This is a genomic window from Streptomyces sp. CG 926, from assembly GCF_003148825.1.
In the GTDB taxonomy this organism is placed as follows: Bacteria; Actinomycetota; Actinomycetes; order Streptomycetales; family Streptomycetaceae; genus Streptomyces.
In genome coordinates this window covers 1-19038 of record NZ_QGGZ01000018.1, presented here as the reverse complement: position 1 = coordinate 19038, position 19038 = coordinate 1, and the positions used below count along the sequence as shown (strand labels likewise).

Genomic DNA, 19038 nt, shown 5'->3' with positions numbered 1-19038 from the left:
TCAGCCGGAGGCTGTCGTCGAGGGGCGGTGGTCGGGCCGAACGGGATCAGGCGGGTACGGACGCGGATTCGGCCGGGGAGCAGCTGTGCATCGGCATCTCGGTCAGGCCGGGGAAGTAGATGTGCAGGCTGACCGCGCCGTCGAGGGTGTCGTTGACGACCTCGTGGGCACGGCCGGGGGCGAGGACGCGCTGGGTGCCGGGGCGGTGGGCGGTGCGGCCGCGGGGGGTGTGCTCGGTGAGCTCGCCCTCCAGGACGGTCATGACGCCGGAGGAGGCGCCGTGGTCGTGCGGGCCGCTGCCCTGGCCGGGGACCCAGCTGAGCAGCCAGACCTCGTACCCGGGGCCGGTGCGCAGCCGGTGGTACCAGCGGGTGGTGGCGTCGTACTCGACGAGGTGCTCCCAGGAGGCGCGGTCCTCGGCGATGGAGCGGGCGAGCCCGGCGAACTCGGCGACGGTGGCCGGGTGTTCCCGGGCGGGCTGGAGCAGGTGCTGGACCGCGAGGATGTCGCCGGCGATCTGGAGGTCGCTCTCGACCGTCGAGGCCGTGGCGGTCGCGGCGACGGAAGCGGTGGGGGTGGCGCTGTTCGTGCTGTTCATCGTGGAGGTACCTCGACGGATGTCAGTCGTGCTGGCGGTTGCTGCGGGGGCGGGCCGGAGCTCTGAGGAGCCGAGGCTCCACGGGCATCAACAGCTGCAACAGCAACAGCGAACCTGGGCAGCGCACAGGAACCCACGAATGGGGGTCCGGGTGGTGGCTGCGGTCGCTGACATGCGAACAAGGAGAACGGCTCCGGGGTCGGACTGTCAACCCAATGTCCGGTTTGGGGTAAAAGTTTCACCTCATCCGGTTACCGTGCCCGGAGAAAGGTTTGTGCAGTGTGCGGCAGGGGATGTGGCGCTGTGTCGGCGCTCAAACCAGATCCCGACTTCCGTGACCTGAATGTGATCTGCGCCGCTTCTCCGGCCGGACCGCAACCCCGCCCGGAGGTGGCACGTGGAATACGGGTAAAGGCGGCATCCCGTGGTGCCGGTGGCATGTGTCACGATTTTTGGCGATATGAACACTTTCTGCATAGGCTTGGTTCCGCAGAGTGAATAAGGGGCCCGATAGCAGATCTCGGCTTGACTGCCCCGGAGCCACGCACTTGTAATTTCACTCGTGTCGTTACGTAGCAATCAGTGACGGCATCGTCACGGGGACGCACAGACAGAGCGAGGGGCGCACATGACCGAGCTGTTTCAGGAACTGCTGGTCGAGGAGGCGGACGAAGAGCTCGGGTGGCAGGAGCGCGCTCTGTGCGCCCAGACCGACCCCGAGTCCTTCTTTCCCGAGAAGGGCGGCTCCACCCGCGAGGCCAAGAAGGTCTGCCTCGCCTGCGAAGTCCGCTCCGAATGCCTCGAGTACGCCCTCGCCAACGACGAGCGATTCGGCATCTGGGGCGGTCTGTCCGAGCGGGAACGCCGCCGCCTGAAAAAGGCAGCGGTCTGAAACGGCCGACGCGGCCGGCGCGCCACAGGTCAGGCGCCTACCGCACAGCGCACGACATATCGAACGCACCACGGCACACACAGCGGATCCGACAGCACGAAACACCGCACGAAGCACCGCACGAAGCACTGCACGACGCCTCGCACAGGGCATTGCAGAACGCACGACAGAGCGCACTTCGACGCATGACAGACCGTGCGCCGAACGGGACGACGAGCGCGATACACAGCACCGCACACGGTCCGCCTCCTGCACCTTCCCCGCAGGAGGCGGACCGCTGTCGTGGCAGCCGTTAGGGTGGGGCGCTGTCCAGCAGCCTCCGAGGGCACACCACCCCCGGACCCCCGGCCGGAGGGCCCGTACCGCGATGTCCCTGCACAGCCAGTCGACGGCCTCCTACCAGGCCCCAGCCACACCCGAGTTCCCCCGGCACGTCGTCACCGCGGTCCTCGTCGCCCATGACGGCGCCCGCTGGCTGCCCCGGACACTCGCCGGCCTCCTCGGCCAGGAACGCCCCGCGCAGAACCACATCGCCGCCGACACCGGCAGCGCCGACGAATCCGCGCGCCTGCTCACCGAGGCCCTCGGCGACGACCGCGTCCTGCACCTCGCCCGCCGCACCGGCTTCGGCACCGCGGTCGACGAATCCGCACGCAACGCGGGCACCCTGACCCCCGAGGACCTCCCGTACCTCAAGCGCCCCAGCGGCTGGGACCCCGTGAGCCGCACCTGGCGCGACGACACGTACGACCTGCCCGACCTGCCCCACGGCGAACCCGTCCAGTGGCTCTGGCTCCTGCACGACGACAGCGCCCCCGAACCCGACGCCCTCACCGAACTGCTCCGCGTCGCCGACGAGAACCCCGACGCCGCGATCATCGGCCCCAAGCTCCGCGGCTGGTACGACAAGAAGCAGCTCCTCGAAGCCGGCGTCACCATCGCCCGCAGCGGCCGCCGCTGGACCGGCCTCGACCGCCGCGAACAGGACCAGGGCCAGCACGACCAGGTCCGCCCCGTCCTGTCCGTCTCCACCGCCGGCATGCTCGTCCGCCGCGACGTCTACGACGAGCTCGGCGGCTTCGACCGGCGCCTGCCGCTGATGCGCGACGACGTCGACCTGTGCTGGCGCGCCCAGAGCGCCGGCCACACCGTCCTCGTCGCCCCCGACGCCGTCCTGCGGCACGCCGAGGCCGCCGCCCGCGAACGCCGCACCGTCGACTGCGCCGGCCGCACCACCGCCGGCCCGCACCGCGTCGACAAGGCCGGCGCCGTCTACACGATCCTCGCCAACAGCTCCGGCCGCGCCCTGCCGTACGTCCTGCTGCGCGTCCTGCTCGGCACCGTGCTCCGCACCCTCGCCTACCTCATCGGCAAGGCCCCCGGCCAAGCCGTCGACGAGCTCACCGGCCTGCTCGCCACCCTGCTGCGCCCCGGCCGGCTCCTCGCCGCCCGCAAGGCCCGTCGTCGCCCCGCCGTCCCCGCCGCCGAACTGCGCCCGCTCTTCCCCCCGCCGGGAGCCTCCCTGCGGGCCAACGCGGAACAACTCGCCGGCTACTTCGGCGGCGACCGCGACACCGCCGCCGCCCCCGCGGGCCGGCACGGCGGAGGCAGCGTCCTCGACGCCCCCCGCGAGGACGGCGAGTACCTGGTGGAGACCGAGCGCTTCGCCCGCCTCAAGCGACTCGCCCGCAACCCCGCGCCGCTCCTCCTCGCCCTCCTGGCCCTCGTCTCCCTCGCCGCCTGCCGCGCCCTGATCGGCGGCGGCTCCCTGATGGGCGGCGCCCTGCTGCCCGCCCCCGCGAGCGGCTCCGACCTCTGGGGCGCCTACACCGACGGCTGGCACGCCGTCGGCACCGGCTCCACCGACTCCGCGCCGCCCTACCTGGCCGTGCTCGGCGCCCTCGCCACCCTGCTGTTCGGATCCACCCAGGCCGCCCTGACCCTGCTCCTCGTCGGATCCGTCCCGCTCGCCGGCCTCACCGCCTACTTCGCCTCCCGGCCGCTCGTCGAATCCCGGCTGCTGCGCGCCTGGGCGGCCGTCGCCTACGCCTTCCTGCCCGCCGTCACCGGAGCCCTCGCCGGCGGCCGCCTCGGCACCGCCGTCCTCGCCGTCGTGCTCCCGCTCCTCGCCCGCGCCGCCGTCGCCGCCTTCGACCTCGCCGACGGCGCGGAAGCCGCCGACCGACGGGGCGGCCGGCGCGCGGTGTGGACGTACATCCTGCTGCTCACCCTCACCACCGCCTTCACCCCCGTCGTATGGCCGATGGCCGCCGCCCTCGGGATCGGCGCGCTGGTCCTGCGCCGGGCGCACTGGAAGGCGTACGGCCTGCGACTGCTCGCCACCCTCGCCGTCCCGCTCGTCGTCCTCGCCCCCTGGTCCCTGGGCCTGCTCACGCACCCGGGCCGCCTCCTGCACGAGGCCGGACTGCCTTACGGGGCCGGTTCCGCCGACGCCTTCGGACTGCTCGCCATCAGCCCCGGCGGCCCCGGCACCGGCCCCGGAGCGGTGCTCGTCGGCATCGTCCTCGCCGCCCTGGCCGCCCTGCTGCGCACCGACCGCGCCTTCGCCGTCCGCACCGCCTGGGCCGCCGCCCTGGCCGGACTGCTCCTCGCCGTCGTCCTCAACCGCACCGCCTGGGCCGGACCCGCCACCCTCGTCTACGGGCTCGCCCTGCTCGCGGCCGCCGCGCTCGGCGCCGACGGGGCCAAGGAACGCGTCGCCGCCCGCAGCTTCGGCTGGCGCCAGCCGCTGGCCGCCCTCATCGCCCTGGCCGCCGCCGTAGGACCGCTGATCGCCGCCGCCACCTGGATGGTCGCCGGCGCCGACGGCCCGCTGCAGCGCCGCGACCCCGTACAGGTCCCGGCCTTCGTCGCGGACGCGGGCGGCGACGACAACCAGACCCGCACCCTGGTCCTCGACCTGGACCCGCCCGCCACCGTCTCCTACAGCCTCGTCCGTGGCTCCGGCGGCCGCATCGGCGACGCGGAGGTCACCGCCCGCACCGGCGGCGACGCCCGCCTCGACAAGGTCGTCTCCAACCTCGTCGCAGGCTCCGGCGCCGACCAGTCCAGCCAGCTCAGCGCCTACGCCATCCGCTTCGTGATGTTCCGCCCCGGCGGCCCCGAGGAGATCCGCCGCGTCCTCGACGCCACCCCGGGCCTCAGCCGCCGCCACCAGCAGGACGGCACCGCCCTGTGGGGCGTCGAACCCTGGCTGCCGCGCGCCGTCATCGTCTCCGGCAAGCAGGGCGAGGCCCCGATCCCCGTCGCCGCCGGACCCGTCGAGGCCCACAGCAAGATCCCCGCCGGTGCCGCGGGCCGCGTCCTGCGCATCGCCGACCGGGCCGACGAGGGCTGGCAGGCCACCCTCGACGGCAAGGCCCTGAGGCCCAAGACCGTCGACGGCTGGGCGCAGGGCTTCGAGCTGCCCGCCGACGGCGGCCGCCTCGACCTCGTCCACGAGGACTCCCTGCTGCGGACCGCCTGGTACTGGACCCAGGGCCTGCTCGCCCTGGTCCTGCTGGTGATGGCCCTGCCCGGCCGCCGCGCCGAACTCGACGACGACCTGCCGGAGGAGGAGGCCGCGATCCCGTCCCGGCCCGGCCCGGGCGAGGCCGGCGAGGGCCGCCGAGCCCGCCGACTGCGCGCCGAGGCCGAACCGGCCCCCGTACCGGTGGAGACCGCCGAGGTCGCCGACCCGTACGCGCAGATCCCGGCGCAGCCCGTGTACGGCGACGACGGCTACGCCTACCAGGCCTACGGCGACCAGGGCGGCTACGCCTACGAGCCGCAGCAGCAGGCCCCCTACGCCCCGTACCCGCAGTACGACCAGCAGGGCGGACAGCAGGGCGGGCAGGCCGGCCAGGCCTACGAGGACCCGTACCCGCAGCAGCCGCAGCACCAGCCGGTCCAGGACCCGGACCAGCAGCAGTACCCCTACCCGTACGAGCCCTACCCGCCGTACGACCAGCGCCCGGACGGGAGCCCCCAGCAGTGAAGCAGCGCGCACCCCTCACGCTGGCGGCGGTGACCGCGGCCCTGGCCGCCCTCACCGGTGTCGCCGCCCTCACCGCACCCGCCACCGACGGCAAGGCGGCCGACACCAAGGCCGCCACCGCGGCCCGGATGCCGGTGGAGCGGTCCCTGCTGGTGTGCCCGGGGCCCAGCTCCTCGGACATCGCCGAGACCACGTACACGGCCTTCACCCCCGGCGCCCCCGCCGGCGCCGGCAAGGGCTCGGCCCGGCTGCTCGGCGCGACCGCGGAGGCCAAGCCGGTGCTGGAGCCCAAGGAGCCGGGCAAGCCCTTCGGAGCCACCGCCGGCGGCGCCGACGCACCCGCCCTCACCGGCAGCGCCGAGGGCGCCCTCGCCCCCGGCTGGACCGCACAGCTGACCACCAAGGTCTCGGTCGGCCGCACCCGCGGCGTGCTCGGCGTCGGCTGCACCGCCCCCGGCACCGACTTCTGGTTCCCCGCGGTCGGCACGGCCAAGGGGCGCGAGGACTACGTCCACCTCACCAACCCCGACGACGCCGCCGCCATCGTCGACATCAAGCTCTTCGGCCCGGACGGTCCGGCCAAGCCCGACGCCGGCAGCGACGGCATCCGGGTCGACCCCAAGTCCACCAAGACCGTCCTGCTGTCCACCCTCGTCCCGGGCGCCCAGCTCGCGGACGCCACGGCCCACGTGACCACCCGCGCGGGCCGGGTCGGCGCATCGGTGCAGGTCGGCGAGGAGGGGGTGGGCGCCGACTGGCTGCCGGCCGCCGCCGACCCGGCGGGCTCGCTCGTCCTGCCGGGCATCCCGGCGGACGCCTCCTCCGTACGGCTGGTCGTCTTCGCACCGGGCGCGGAGGACGCGGACCTGAAGGTGCGCCTGGCCGCACCGGGCGGCTCGATCAGCCCGGCGGGCAACGAGCAGCTGCACGTCAAGGCCGGGATGACGGCGGCCGTGGACCTCAAGGACCTGACCCGCGGCGAGCCCGGCTCGCTGCTGCTGACCCCCTCCGACCCCAAGAAGTCCGCCCCGGTCGTCGCGGCCCTACGAGTGGTGCGTGGCAGCGGCGCCAAACAGGAGATCGGCTTCATCCCCGCCACCGCACCGGTCGGCGTACGGGCGACCGTGGCCGACAACCGGCCCGAGGAGAACACCACCGTGCTGGCGCTGACCGCGCCCGGCGCCGACGCGAAGGTCAAGGTGACCGCCTCGCCGGGCACCGGCGGCGGCGAGCCGGCCTCCCAGGAGGTCACGGTCAAGGCGGGCACCACGCAGACGGTGGCCCTGGCCCCGGCGGGCGGAAAGGGCTCCTACGCCCTCACCGTCGAGACCCTTTCGGGCGGCCCGGTCCACGCGGCCCGCACGCTGTCCCTCCCGCACGAGGGCATCGCGATGTTCACCGTCCAGGCCTTCTCGGACGACCACTCCACCGTCTCGGTCCCCAAGGCCGCCCAGGACCTCTCCGTCCTGACCCGCTGACCAGGAACCCCGGTACGTGAGAGCCGGGCCGGCCCCGGCCTCGGCCTAGTTCTCGCCGTACCGGGGGTCGACCGTCTCCGGCGAGAGCCCCAGCAGTTCCGCGACCTGCTCCACCACGATCTCGTGGACCAGCACCGCCTTCTCGTCCCGCGTCTTGGTACGGATCTCCACAGGCCGCCGGAACACCACGATCCGGGCGGGCCGGCCCTCGCGGGACTCCTGCACCGCGCCCAGCGGCACCGCCTCGTCGTTCCAGCCTCCGTCCGGACCGCCGGGCGGCCCGGGTACGTCACCGATCAGGAACTCCACGTCCGACAGCTGCGGCCAGCGCCGCTCCAGCCGCTCCACGGAGTCCCGTACGAGGTCCCCGAACAGCTCCGACCGGCTCGCCGACAGCGGCACCTGAGGAGGGGCCACCGGACCGCGCATCCCGCGCCCGTGCCGGTCCCGCCGACGCGGGCGCGGCTCGGCCGGGGCCCCCGCGGGGGGCTCTGCGGGGCAAGGGGGAAGAGGGGTGTCCGTCACCCCCGCAGGGTAGCCCTGAGCACGACACGGGGGAGTGCACGGCGGTGGAGTCGTCGCGGCCCGGTCAAGAGTGCGGTACCGTCCAACGTCGTGAGCCTTGTACGTCGCTGTTCGCGCACTGCGTGCGGCCGCCCTGCCGTCGCGACACTGACGTACGTCTACGCCGATTCGACCGCAGTTCTCGGCCCGCTCGCCACCTACGCCGAACCCCACTGCTACGACCTGTGCGCCGAGCACTCGGAGCGCCTGACCGCGCCGCGCGGCTGGGACGTCGTGCGCCTGTCCGACGGCTCCGCGCCGTCCCGGCCCAGCGGCGACGATCTCGAAGCCCTCGCCAACGCCGTACGCGAGGCGGCCCGCCCGCCCGAGCGGGCGGTGGAGGCCGGCGGTTCCGGTCAAAGCCGCCCGGTCCCCGGCGAGACCCGTCGCGGACACCTGCGGGTCTTGCGTTCGCCCGATTCCTGACGTCAGGACCGTCTGAAAAGCCCCTCCAGGTTCGAGGTAGGTTTGCCGAACCGCACAGAGCACCTCAGGAGGGCAGGCAGTGGCCGCAGATCTTACGAACATCGTCAAGGCATATGACGTACGAGGCGTCGTACCGGACGAATGGGACGAGCCGCTGGCCGAACTGTTCGGTGCCGCCTTCGTCGAGGTCACCGGCGCCACGGCGATCGTGATCGGCCACGACATGCGCCCCTCCTCTCCGGGCCTGTCCGCCGCCTTCGCGCGCGGTGCGGCCGCCCGCGGCGTGGACGTCACCCTGATCGGCCTGTGCTCCACCGACCAGCTGTACTACGCGTCCGGCGAGCTGAACCTCCCCGGCGCGATGTTCACGGCCTCCCACAACCCGGCCCAGTACAACGGCATCAAGCTCTGCCGCGCCGGCGCGGCCCCCGTGGGCCAGGACACCGGCCTCTCGCGCATCCGCGAGCTGGCGGAGCAGTGGACCGACGAGGGCGCCCCCGCCGTCGCCGCCGGCACCGTCCCCGGCACGATCACCGAGCAGGACACCCTCGCCGGCTACGCCGCGCACCTGACGGGCCTGGTCGACCTCACCGCCATCCGCCCGCTCAAGGTCGTCGTCGACGCGGGCAACGGCATGGGCGGCCACACCGTCCCCACCGTCTTCGAGGGCCTCCCCCTCGACCTGGTCCCCATGTACTTCGAGCTGGACGGGACGTTCCCGAACCACGAGGCGAACCCCCTCGACCCGAAGAACATCGTGGACCTGCAGGCCCGCGTACTGGCCGAAGGCGCGGACCTCGGCATCGCCTTCGACGGCGACGCCGACCGCTGCTTCATCGTCGACGAGCGCGGCGAGGCCGTCTCCCCGTCGGCGATCACCGCCCTGGTCGCGGCCCGCGAGCTGGCCCGCAACGGCGGCAAGGGCACCGTCATCCACAACCTGATCACCTCCTGGTCCGTCCCCGAGGTCGTCCGCGAGCACGGCGGCACCCCCGTCCGCACCCGCGTCGGCCACTCCTTCATCAAGGAGGAGATGGCCAAGACCGGCGCCATCTTCGGCGGCGAGCACTCCGCGCACTACTACTTCAAGGACTTCTGGAACGCGGACACCGGCATGCTCGCCGCGCTCCACGTCCTGGCGGCCCTCGGCGGCCAGCAGGACACCCTCTCCTCCCTGGTCTCCTCGTACGACCGCTACAAGGGCTCGGGCGAGATCAACTCGACGGTCGCCGACCAGGCCGCCCGCGTCGCCGAGATCAAGGACATCTACGGCGCCCGCGAGGACGTCACCCTGGACGAGCTCGACGGCCTGACCGTGTCCTCGACCGACTGGTGGCTCAACGTCCGCGCCTCCAACACGGAGCCCCTGCTCCGCCTGAACGTCGAGGCCCGCGACGCCGCCACCCTGGCGAAGACCCGCGACGAGGTCCTGGCCCTCATCCGCAAGATCTAACCCACGCAAAGCAGCCCCGCCGAAGTCAGCCCCGCCGGCGTTTGAGGCGCGGGGTCCGGGCAGAGCCTGGTGCCCGGCGGAGCCGGGGTTCCCCCGAGGGGCGGAGCCCCGGCCCGCACGGGCGCCGCGCCGGCGACCGTCGGCCCGCACCGGCACCCACCCGGCCCGCACCGGAGGTGACTCGGCGGTACGCTGACCCCCCAACCGCATGCCCGAAGGGAACCGCCCCATGCCGCTCGAAGCCGGACTCCTGCAGATCCTCGCCTGCCCCGCCTGCCACTCGCCGCTCCAGGACAAGTCGGCCGACGAGACGGCCCCCGAGCTGATCTGCACCGGCCAGGACTGCGGCCTCGCGTACCCCGTCCGGGACGGCATCCCGGTCCTCCTCGTGGACGAGGCCCGCCGCCCCGCCTGATTAGGGAGCCCGCATGCTCGACGAGTCGCTCCTCGACGCCCCCGACGCCCTCGCCCGCTCCGACCGCCGCGGCCTGCTCCGCGGCGCCGCCGAAGCCGGCGCCAGAGTCCGCACCGCGGCCCGGCACGCGACCGAGGCGGGCCTCGCCGACCTCCGCCCCGACGGCCGCCCCCGCACCGTCCTGATCGCCGGTCCCGGTACCGCCGCCACCGGCGTCGCCGACCTGCTGGGCGCCCTCGCCGGAGCCTCCGCACCCGTCATCCGGCTCCACCCCACCGGCGTCGCCCACGCGGCCGGCGCGCTGCGCTGGGCGCTGCCCGGCTGGGCCGGCCCCGTGGACCTGCTGCTCCTCGCCACCACCGACGGCACCGAGCCCGGGCTCGCCGTCCTCGCCGAGCAGGCGTACCGCCGCGGCTGCACCGTCGTGGCCGTCGCCCCCGAGCGCTCACCGCTGAGCGAGGCGGTGGACGGCGCGCACGGGCTCCTCGTACCGATGGCCAAGGCCCCGTACCAGGAGTACGACGAGTCCGCCGCGGCCGGACCGGGCGCCCTGTGGGCCCTGCTCACACCCCTGCTCGTGCTCCTGGACCGGGTCGGCCTGATCACCGCCGCCCCCGACACCCTGCAGCTCGTCGCCGACCGGCTCGACCGCACCGCCGAACGCTGCGGCCCGGCCATCGTCACGTACTCCAACCCGGCCAAGACCCTCGCCGCCGAGCTGGCCGACTCCCTCCCGCTCATCTGGAGCGAGGGCACCGCCGCCGGCTCCGCGGGCCGCCGCTTCGCCGCGACCCTCGCCGAACTCGCCGGCCGCCCCGCACTGGCCGCGACCCTCCCCGAGGCGCTCCCCGCCCACGGCGTCCTGCTCGCCGGAGCCTTCGCCGCCGGAGCCGACCCCGACGACTTCTTCCGTGACCGGGTCGACGAACCCCAGGCCCTGCGCGCCCGCGTCGTCCTGCTGCGCGACCGGCCCGCCGGGGGCCTCAGCGCCGCCCCCGCCGCCCGCGAACTCGCCCTCAGCCACGACACGGCCATCAGCGAACTCGAACCCGAGGAGGGCGTGGAGCTGGAACAGCTCGCCGAACTTCTCGCCGTCACGGATTTCGCCACCGCCTACCTGGCGCTGGCCTCCGGGGGACGCACCTGAGGCACACATCCGTGCCCACCCCTTCATCCAGATCCAGGAAGACGACCGATGGACCGCCTGACGAACACGATCCGCCCCTACGCCTGGGGATCCACCACCGCCATCCCCACCCTCCTCGGGGTGGAGCCCACGGGTGAGCCCCAGGCCGAGATGTGGATGGGCGCCCACCCCGGCGCCCCCTCCCGCCTCGACCGCGGAACCGGCGAGACCACCCTGTCGGACGTCATCGCCGCCGGCCCCGAGCGCGAGCTCGGCGCGGCCGCCGTCGCCAAGTTCGGCCCCCGGCTGCCCTTCCTCCTCAAGATCCTCGCCGCCGGCGCCCCGCTCTCCCTCCAGGTCCACCCCGACCTGGCCCAGGCCAAGGAGGGCTACGCCGACGAGGAGCGCCGAGGCGTCCCGATCGACGCGGGCCACCGCAACTACAAGGACGCCAACCACAAGCCCGAGCTGATCTGCGCGCTCACCCCCTTCGACGGCCTGTGCGGTTTCCGCCCGCCCCTGGAGGCCGCCGAACTCCTCGCCGGCCTCGGCGTCGACTCGCTCGAACCGTACGTCGACCTGTTGCGCGCCCACCCCATCGAGGCGGCCCTGCGCGAGGTGCTCACCGCCGTACTGACCGCGGACCGCGCGGAGATGGCCGCTACGGTGACCGAGGCCGCGGCCGCCGCCGAACGCCTCGGAGGCCCGTACAAGCCCTACGCCTCACTCGTCCACGACTACCCGGGCGACCCCGGCGTGATCGCGGCCATGCTCCTCAATCACGTCCGACTCCAGCCCGGTGAGGCCATGTTCCTCGGTGCCGGCATCCCGCACGCCTACTTCGACGGCCTCGGAGTCGAGCTCATGGCCAACTCCGACAACGTGCTGCGCTGCGGGCTCACCCCCAAGCACGTGGATGTGCCGGAGCTGCTGAAGGTCGTGAAGTTCGAGCCCAGCGACCCGGTCGTACTGCGCCCCGAGGCGTCCCCCGAGGGCGAGGAGGTCTACGAGACCCCCATCGACGAATTCCGGCTCTCCCGCTTCCTCCTCGCGCCCGGTGGCGCCACCCGCGTGCTCCCGCACGACGCCCCGCAGATCCTGCTCTGCACGGCCGGGTCCCCGCGCGCCGGTGAACTGGCCCTGTCCCCGGGCGAGTCGGTCTTCGTGCCGGCGGGCGAAAAGGTCGAACTGTCCGGAAGCGGGACGATCTTCCGGGCCACCGTGGTGGTCTGACGTAGCGTCCCTCCTACCGGCTGCAACAATGTGCGGCCGGTAGTCAGTGGCTAGGAAGGACACCCTGCACCCATGAGCGCGTCGGGCGGTACCAAGGCGATCGTGGCGGCACTCGCCGCCAACCTCGCCATCGCTGTAGCCAAATTCGTGGCATTCCTCTTCAGCGGCTCCTCGTCGATGCTCGCGGAAAGCGTCCACTCGCTGGCCGACTCCGGGAACCAGGGGCTGCTGCTGCTCGGCGGCAAGAAGGCCCAGCGCGAGGCGACGCCGCAACACCCCTTCGGGTACGGCCGCGAGCGCTACATCTACGCCTTCCTGGTCTCCATCGTGCTCTTCACCGTCGGTGGCATGTTCGCCATCTACGAGGGCTACGAGAAGATCCACGAGCCGCACCCCATCGAGGCCTGGTACTGGCCCGTGGGCGTCCTGCTCTTCGCGATCATCGCCGAGTCCTTCTCCTTCCGGACCGCCATCAAGGAATCGAACGAGATCCGCGGCAAGCTCACGTGGACCCAGTTCATCCGGCGGGCCAAGGCTCCCGAGCTGCCCGTCGTCCTCCTGGAGGACTTCGGCGCCCTCGTCGGTCTGGTCCTGGCCCTCGGCGGTGTCGGCCTCGCCCTGCTGACCGGCGACGGGATCTGGGACGGCATCGGCACCCTGTGCATCGGTGTGCTGCTCATCCTCATCGCGATCGTCCTGGCCGCGGAGACCAAGTCGCTCCTGCTGGGTGAGGCCGCGGGCGTCGAGGACGTCGAGAAGATCAAGGCCGCGGTCGTCGACGGGGACGTCGTCACCCGCGTGATCCACATGCGCACCCTGCACCTGGGCCCGGAGGAACTGCTGGTCGCCGCCAAGATCGCGGTCGAGGGCCACGACACCGCGACCCAGGTGGCCGACGCGATCAACGCGGCCGAGGCCCGCATCCGCGAGGCGGTCCCGATCGCCCGGGTGATCTACCTGGAGCCGGACATCTACCGCCCCGAGGCCGCCGAGTAACCCACGTACGCCGAAGGCCCCCGCGCGCAGCAGCCCGCGGGGGCCTTCGCCGTGCCCCCCGAGGCCCTCAGTCTCCCGGCGGCGGCACCAGCCCCGCGTACGCCGGGTGCACCGAGTCCGCCGCCGCCCGGCGGCGGAGCCGCAGCGCGGCGGCGCCGGACAACGCACCGGCGGCCAGCACCGCGCCGCCGACGAGCGCCGCGGTCCGCAGGCCGACGAGCAGCGGATCGTCCTCCTCGACGAGCGCGCCCGCCACGTCCGACACGGGCACGGTCCCGCCCTCCGCCGCCCCGAACCGGAAGCGGGAGTCGGCGGAGTTGCCGCGGTGGTCCCCCAGCACGAACAGCCGGCCCTCGGGCACCTTCACACTGAAGGCGCCGGGCGACCCCGCGACCGGATCGCCGTTCAGGACGTAAGGCTCGTCCAGCGGCTTCCCGTTCAAGGTCAGCGTCCGGTCCCCGGGCGAGTAGGCGATGCGGTCGCCGCCCACCGCGACCACCCGTTCCACGGACTGGTGCCGCTCACCCCAGGCCGAGGCGTCGAAGAGCACCACGTCGCCGCGGTTCACCTTCGTGATCAGCAGGTTGAAAACCATCGAGGAGCGCGTCGGGAGGGTCGGCTCCATGTGGCTCGACGGCATGACTTTGGTCGTCATGAAGAAGTACCCGCCGAGACCCCCGACGGAGCCCAGAAGTGCACCCAGCACCAGCAGCGTCACCGACGCCAACCCGAGTCGACGTCCAGGTACTCGGCCCTGCTGTCCCATACCCCGCCCCATACCCCGCCCCATGTCCTGCTCGATCCGACGTGCGGCCGAACTGTACGGGCAGGTCGAGCCGGGGCCGCCGACGGGGTCTCGTACCACCTGAGGGCCCGTCGGAGGCGTTCCGCCGGCCTATCCGGAACCCGCCGCCCGTCGGCTTGCGCGACATCAGCCCCGGGGCCCGCGGGTGCTCGTCGGCACGACCGCGGGCCCAAGAGGCGTTCGCCGCAGGGCCTGGAGGAAAGACGCGGCCAGTTCCCCGGTCGACTGGGGCAGACTCCGCCGATCGGTGTAGATTCGTGCCCAGTGTCAGGCGTCGCTGCTGATGGCGGGTCGGGCGGTCCCTGCGACCGGCCGAGGGGAGAGAGGACCCCCGACGGACTGTGCTCGGTGTCCCGTCCCCAGGACGGCGCACGGCCCAGCCGTACCCACCCTCTCGAACCATGAGGAGCAGCACCCATGGACTTCAAGGTCGCAGACCTCTCCCTTGCCGCGTTCGGCCGCAAGGAGATCACCCTGGCCGAGCACGAGATGCCGGGTCTGATGTCGATCCGAGCCGAGTACGCCGAGGCGCAGCCCCTGGCCGGCGCCCGCATCACCGGCTCGCTGCACATGACCGTGCAGACCGCCGTACTCATCGAGACCCTCGTCGCCCTCGGCGCCGACGTCCGTTGGGCCTCCTGCAACATCTTCTCCACCCAGGACCACGCCGCCGCGGCCATCGCGGTGGGTCCGAACGGCACCCCGGAGAACCCCCAGGGCGTTCCCGTCTTCGCCTGGAAGGGCGAGACGCTGGAGGAGTACTGGTGGTGCACGGAGCAGGCCCTGACCTGGCCGAACACCCCCACCGGCGGCCCGAACATGATCCTCGACGACGGTGGTGACGCCACCCTCCTCGTCCACAAGGGCGTCGAGTTCGAGAAGGCCGGCTCCGCCCCGGACCCGTCGACGGCGGACTCCGAGGAGTACGCCCACATCCTCACCCTGCTCAACCGCACGCTCGGCGAGGCCCCGCAGAAGTGGACGCAGCTCGCGTCCGAGATCCGCGGCGTGACGGAGGAGACCACCACCGGTGTCCACCGTCTCTACGAGATGATGTCCGAGGGCACCCTGCTGTTCCCGGCGATCAACGTGAACGACGCCGTCACCAAGTCGAAGTTCGACAACAAGTACGGCTGCCGCCACTCCCTGATCGACGGCATCAACCGCGCCACCGATGTCCTCATCGGCGGCAAGGTCGCGGTCGTCTTCGGCTACGGCGACGTCGGCAAGGGCTGCGCCGAGTCGCTGCGCGGCCAGGGCGCCCGCGTCATCGTCACCGAGATCGACCCGATCTGCGCCCTGCAGGCGGCGATGGACGGATACCAGGTCGCCACCCTCGACGACGTCGTCGAGACGGCCGACATCTTCATCACCACCACCGGCAACAAGGACATCATCATGGCCGCCGACATGGCCAAGATGAAGCACCAGGCCATCGTGGGCAACATCGGCCACTTCGACAACGAGATCGACATGGCCGGCCTGGCCAAGATCGAGGGCATCGTCAAGGACGAGGTCAAGCCCCAGGTCCACACCTGGAAGTTCCCCGACGGCAAGGTCCTGATCGTCCTCTCCGAGGGCCGCCTGCTGAACCTCGGCAACGCGACCGGCCACCCGTCCTTCGTGATGTCGAACTCCTTCGCGGACCAGACCCTGGCCCAGATCGAGCTCTTCACCAAGCCGCAGGAGTACCCGACCGAGGTCTACGTGCTCCCGAAGCACCTCGACGAGAAGGTTGCCCGCCTCCACCTCGACGCCCTCGGCGTCAAGCTCACCACGCTCCGCCCGGAGCAGGCCGCCTACATCGGCGTCCAGGTCGAGGGCCCGTACAAGCCGGACCACTACCGCTACTGATCCCGCCCCGATCAGCCCGATCGGTCCAGATCAGCAGAACGTGAAGCAGGCCCCCGGCATCCGTGCCGGGGGCCTGCCCCGTGTCCCTCCCGATCCGAAGAAGAGTGCGCACCATGCCCCGCGGCCGCTACTCGCTCCACGACCCGCACGACCACACCCCGCTCGGCGAGGAGCACTTCCACTGCGCCCCCGGACCCTCCGGCTGGCGCTACGTCTCCCAGCTCACCGGACCGGACGGGGACCACCGAGGCTCCGTCGACCTGGCGATCGACGAACTGGGACGCCCCATCCGCATGGAGCTCAACGCCGCGAGCTGGCAGGTGCGCGGCGCCGCCATCGACGGCGTCACCTGGGTCCGTACCGACCCCACCGGCACCGAGGCCACCGAGGCCACCGAGGGCAACATCGCCGCCCCCGGCTTCACCGGCACCTCCCCGGCCTTCCTCGTCGCCACGGCCCGCCTGCTGCGCCCGACCCTCGGCGCCCCCGCGACCCGCGTCCGGCTGCTGGCTCTCACCGATCCGGTGCTCGCGCCGCGTACGGTCGACCAGGCCTGGGCCCTTGTCGCCCGCCAGGAACACCCGACGGACAGCGGCCTGCTGCTGGTGGACGAGTACCAGGTCAGCGCCCTGGACACGGGAGAGGTCCACACGATCCACATCGCCGGCGACGTGGTGCTCTCGGCCCCCGGCATCGAACTCGAACACCTGGAGACGCCGCCCTCGGCCTTCGAGGAACAGTGACCGCTCAGGCGGGCGGCGCGAACCCGCCGGCGCGCGGAGCCGCCGCGGGCGGTACGGGCGCTACGGGTGCCACGGGCGCGGGAGCCGCGTAGGGGACCGGCGCCACGACAGGCATCGGCATCATCCCGGGCATCGGCGCGGGGGCGGGCCCGGGCCCAGGGGCGAACCCGGCGCCGGGACCGGCGGCGGCCGGCCGGAACGCCCGGGCGGCGTCCCGTGTCTGCCGCTCGTGCACCACGGCCATCAGGAACGCGGCGGCCGGCACCCCGGCCGGCGGCGGCGCCCCGGTCCGCGCCACCAGATCGTCCGCGAGCCGCACCGCCATCGCGGCACCGACCTGCGGATCCAGCTGGTTCATCCGCGTCAGGTACTGGCGTATCGCCAGCCACAGTCCGTCCGGCACCGCCGACAGGTCCAGCCCGGTGAACCGCCCGGCCAGCCACGGTGGCGGCGGAGGCACCGGCATCACGCGCGCCCCCGGCACCCGCTCCCGGACCACCAGCGTCCCCGCGAACACGTCCCCGAGCCGGCGGCCCCGCGCCGACACCAGCGAGGCGATGCACGCGATGGACCCGAAGGTCAGGATCAGCTCCACGATCCCCATGGCCCCGCGCACCAGAGCGTGTCGGAACCGGATCGGTCCGCCGTCGTCCCGTACGACCCGCAGCCCGCAGGCGAGCTTGCCGAGCGACCGCCCGTGGGACAGCGTCTCCACCGCGATCGGTACGCCCACCAGGAACAGCAGGAAGGTCGCCACGGCCACGGCAGCCTGGGCGGCCAGGTCCAGCGAGGCGGTGGCCATGGTCAGCCCGACGGAGATGAGCACGTACCCGGTGACGTACACGGCCAGGTCCAGGAGGATCGCCAACCCGCGGCTCGGCAGCCGCGCGGGCCTCAGCCCCAGGACGACCGCGTCCCCCGTCACCAGATCGCTCACCACAGCACCTCTCATCTGACCCGCCCCCCGCCCCTACGGCCTCCAGTCTGCCAAGCTGACCACACTAGGAATAGGCAATGGCCAGGGGACCTGGGACAGGGGAGCGGCAACCGGATGGATCTCGACGTCTTCGTGACCGCACACCGTGCGGAGTGGGACCGCCTGGAGCAGCTCCTCGGCCGCGGCCGCAAGCTCACCGGTGACGAGGCCGACGAACTCGTCGCGCTCTACCAGCGCACCTCCACCCACCTCTCGCAGATCCGCTCCAGCGCCCCGGACCCGATGCTCACCGGCCGGCTGACCCAGTTGGTGGCCCGCGCCCGCGCCACGGTGACCGGCACCCGCCGGGCCGGCTGGCGCGACGCCGCGCTCTTCTTCACGGCGGGTTTCCCGGCCGCGGTCTACCGCAGCCGCGCCTGGTGGATACCGACGGCCCTGCTCTCCACGGCGGTCGGCGTGCTCATCGGCTGGTGGATAGCCACGCACCCGGAGGTCCAGAGCGCCATCGCGGCGCCCGAGGACCTGAAGGCGCTCACGCAGCCCGGCGGCGAGTACGAGACGTACTACTCCAGCCACCCCGCGGGATCCTTCGCCGCCCAGGTCTGGACGAACAACGCCCAGGCTGCGGCGATCTGCCTGGTCCTGGGCGCGTTCCTGGGCATCCCGGTGCTCTGGATCCTCTTCCTCAACATGGCCAACCTCGGGGTGGGCATCGGCCTGATGGCCTCAGCCGGCCGCCTCGACGTCTTCCTGGGCCTGATCCTTCCGCACGGCCTGCTCGAACTGACGGCGGTGTTCGTGGCCGCGGGCATGGGCCTGCGCCTGGGCTGGACGGTCATCGACCCTGGCCCCCGCACCCGCCGCACGGCCCTCGCGGAACAGGGCCGCACCGCACTCGGCATGGCCATCGGCCTCGCGGTGGTGCTCTTCGTCTCGGGCCTGATCGAGGGCTTCGTGACCCCGTCGGGCCTCCCCACCTGGGCCCGCATCACGATCGGCGTCGCGGCCGAGGTCGCCTTCCTGCTCTACGTCTTCGTCCTGGGGGGCCGGGCCGCGCGCGCCGGCGATGTGGGCGATGTCGAGGCGGCCGACCGCACGGCGACGCTCCCGACCGCGGCCTGATGTGCGTACAAGCCCGTTGAGCTGCTAGTCTCCTCGTCTGTCCCGCGAAGACCGTTGACACGGAGCGCGCGGGGAGGTAGATTCGAACGGTTGCCTCGAACTGGACAAGTTCGGCAGCGATGGTTTAAAATCTCTCTCGCCCCCCAAAAGGAATTGAATTCCAGCGGGGCACAGTCGACTCCTCATTCAGGAATCCGAAGCCGGGAAATCCGGTGGAAAACTTCTGATAGAGTCGGAACCGCCGGAAAGGGAAAACGCGAAAGCGAATACCTGGAAAGCGCCGAGGAAGTCGGACACGAAAGAGTCTGATAGAGTCGGAAACGCAAGAACAGAACGAAAGCCCGGAGGAAAGCCCGAGAGGGTGAGTACAAAGGAAGCGTCCGTTCCTTGAGAACTCAA

At 72.6% G+C, this 19038-nt stretch carries 17 protein-coding genes; 12 read left to right on the top strand and 5 right to left on the bottom strand.

Annotated elements, in window-relative coordinates; all coding sequences use genetic code 11:
• Positions 1–46: 46 nt before the first annotated feature.
• Positions 47–598 (bottom strand): cysteine dioxygenase, encoded by a 552-nt coding sequence (locus tag BCL76_RS34895; protein WP_109783400.1) that lies wholly within the window; start codon positions 596–598, stop codon positions 47–49.
• A gap of 628 nt (positions 599–1226) precedes the next feature.
• Between BCL76_RS34895 and BCL76_RS34885 the strand changes: the two genes are divergently transcribed.
• The 3 genes from BCL76_RS34885 (at position 1227) to BCL76_RS34875 (ending at position 6965) form a co-directional block, all read left to right on the top strand.
• Positions 1227–1490 (top strand): WhiB family transcriptional regulator, encoded by a 264-nt coding sequence (locus BCL76_RS34885; RefSeq protein WP_003983763.1) that lies wholly within the window; start codon positions 1227–1229, stop codon positions 1488–1490.
• Positions 1491–1857: 367 nt separating this feature from the next.
• On the top strand, positions 1858–5487 hold the full coding sequence (locus BCL76_RS34880) for a glycosyltransferase family 2 protein (protein WP_109783398.1): 3630 nt from the start codon (positions 1858–1860) through the stop codon (positions 5485–5487).
• The gene (locus tag BCL76_RS34875; protein WP_109783397.1) at positions 5484–6965 is read left to right on the top strand and encodes a DUF5719 family protein; all 1482 of its coding nucleotides are present in this window, start codon (positions 5484–5486) and stop codon (positions 6963–6965) included. The genes BCL76_RS34880 and BCL76_RS34875 overlap by 4 nt, the downstream gene beginning before the upstream one ends.
• A 45-nt stretch (positions 6966–7010) precedes the next feature.
• Here the strand turns inward: BCL76_RS34875 and BCL76_RS34870 are convergent, their stop codons facing one another.
• Positions 7011–7490 carry a metallopeptidase family protein gene (locus tag BCL76_RS34870; protein WP_375138000.1) on the bottom strand — a complete coding sequence of 160 codons (480 nt, stop codon included), beginning with the start codon at positions 7488–7490 and terminating at the stop codon, positions 7011–7013.
• 15 nt (positions 7491–7505) lie between these two features.
• Here BCL76_RS34870 and BCL76_RS34865 point away from each other — a divergent pair, with 15 nt between their 5' ends.
• The 6 genes from BCL76_RS34865 to BCL76_RS34840 all read left to right on the top strand — a co-directional run bounded on the left by BCL76_RS34865 (position 7506) and on the right by BCL76_RS34840 (position 13178).
• The gene (locus tag BCL76_RS34865; RefSeq protein WP_109783460.1) at positions 7506–7955 is read left to right on the top strand and encodes a DUF3499 domain-containing protein; all 450 of its coding nucleotides are present in this window, start codon (positions 7506–7508) and stop codon (positions 7953–7955) included.
• Between the two features lie 79 nt (positions 7956–8034).
• A complete protein-coding gene (locus BCL76_RS34860; RefSeq protein WP_109783395.1) occupies positions 8035–9408 on the top strand; it encodes a phosphomannomutase/phosphoglucomutase in 1374 nt (457 codons plus the stop codon).
• 229 nt (positions 9409–9637) lie between these two features.
• A complete protein-coding gene (locus BCL76_RS34855; RefSeq protein ID WP_030724745.1) occupies positions 9638–9823 on the top strand; it encodes a Trm112 family protein in 186 nt (61 codons plus the stop codon).
• A 13-nt stretch (positions 9824–9836) separates the two neighbouring features.
• Positions 9837–10970, top strand: coding sequence for an SIS domain-containing protein (locus tag BCL76_RS34850; RefSeq protein WP_109783394.1), 1134 nt, complete (start codon positions 9837–9839; stop codon positions 10968–10970).
• Positions 10971–11018: 48 nt separating this feature from the next.
• The gene (gene manA / locus BCL76_RS34845; RefSeq protein ID WP_109783393.1) at positions 11019–12182 is read left to right on the top strand and encodes a mannose-6-phosphate isomerase, class I; all 1164 of its coding nucleotides are present in this window, start codon (positions 11019–11021) and stop codon (positions 12180–12182) included.
• A gap of 72 nt (positions 12183–12254) precedes the next feature.
• Positions 12255–13178, top strand: coding sequence for a cation diffusion facilitator family transporter (locus tag BCL76_RS34840; RefSeq protein ID WP_109783392.1), 924 nt, complete (start codon positions 12255–12257; stop codon positions 13176–13178).
• Between the two features lie 67 nt (positions 13179–13245).
• Here BCL76_RS34840 and lepB read toward each other — a convergent pair whose 3' ends face one another.
• The gene (lepB, locus tag BCL76_RS34835; protein ID WP_375137999.1) at positions 13246–13944 is read right to left on the bottom strand and encodes a signal peptidase I; all 699 of its coding nucleotides are present in this window, start codon (positions 13942–13944) and stop codon (positions 13246–13248) included.
• 456 nt (positions 13945–14400) lie between these two features.
• Here lepB and ahcY point away from each other — a divergent pair, with 456 nt between their 5' ends.
• Positions 14401–15837 carry an adenosylhomocysteinase gene (ahcY, locus tag BCL76_RS34830; RefSeq protein WP_109783390.1) on the top strand — a complete coding sequence of 479 codons (1437 nt, stop codon included), beginning with the start codon at positions 14401–14403 and terminating at the stop codon, positions 15835–15837.
• A gap of 113 nt (positions 15838–15950) precedes the next feature.
• A complete protein-coding gene (locus BCL76_RS34825; protein WP_109783389.1) occupies positions 15951–16580 on the top strand; it encodes a hypothetical protein in 630 nt (209 codons plus the stop codon).
• 4 nt (positions 16581–16584) lie between these two features.
• On the opposite strand, the gene BCL76_RS34820 is transcribed toward BCL76_RS34825, so the two are convergent.
• A complete protein-coding gene (locus BCL76_RS34820) occupies positions 16585–17517 on the bottom strand; it encodes an RDD family protein (protein WP_109783459.1) in 933 nt (310 codons plus the stop codon).
• Between the two features lie 114 nt (positions 17518–17631).
• On the opposite strand from BCL76_RS34820, the gene BCL76_RS34815 reads away from it, so the two are divergent.
• The gene (locus BCL76_RS34815) at positions 17632–18639 is read left to right on the top strand and encodes a stage II sporulation protein M (RefSeq protein WP_109783388.1); all 1008 of its coding nucleotides are present in this window, start codon (positions 17632–17634) and stop codon (positions 18637–18639) included.
• A 186-nt stretch (positions 18640–18825) separates the two neighbouring features.
• On the opposite strand, the gene BCL76_RS39440 is transcribed toward BCL76_RS34815, so the two are convergent.
• Positions 18826–19038: hypothetical protein (locus BCL76_RS39440; protein ID WP_219934012.1), on the bottom strand; the 213-nt coding region annotated here is incomplete at its 5' end.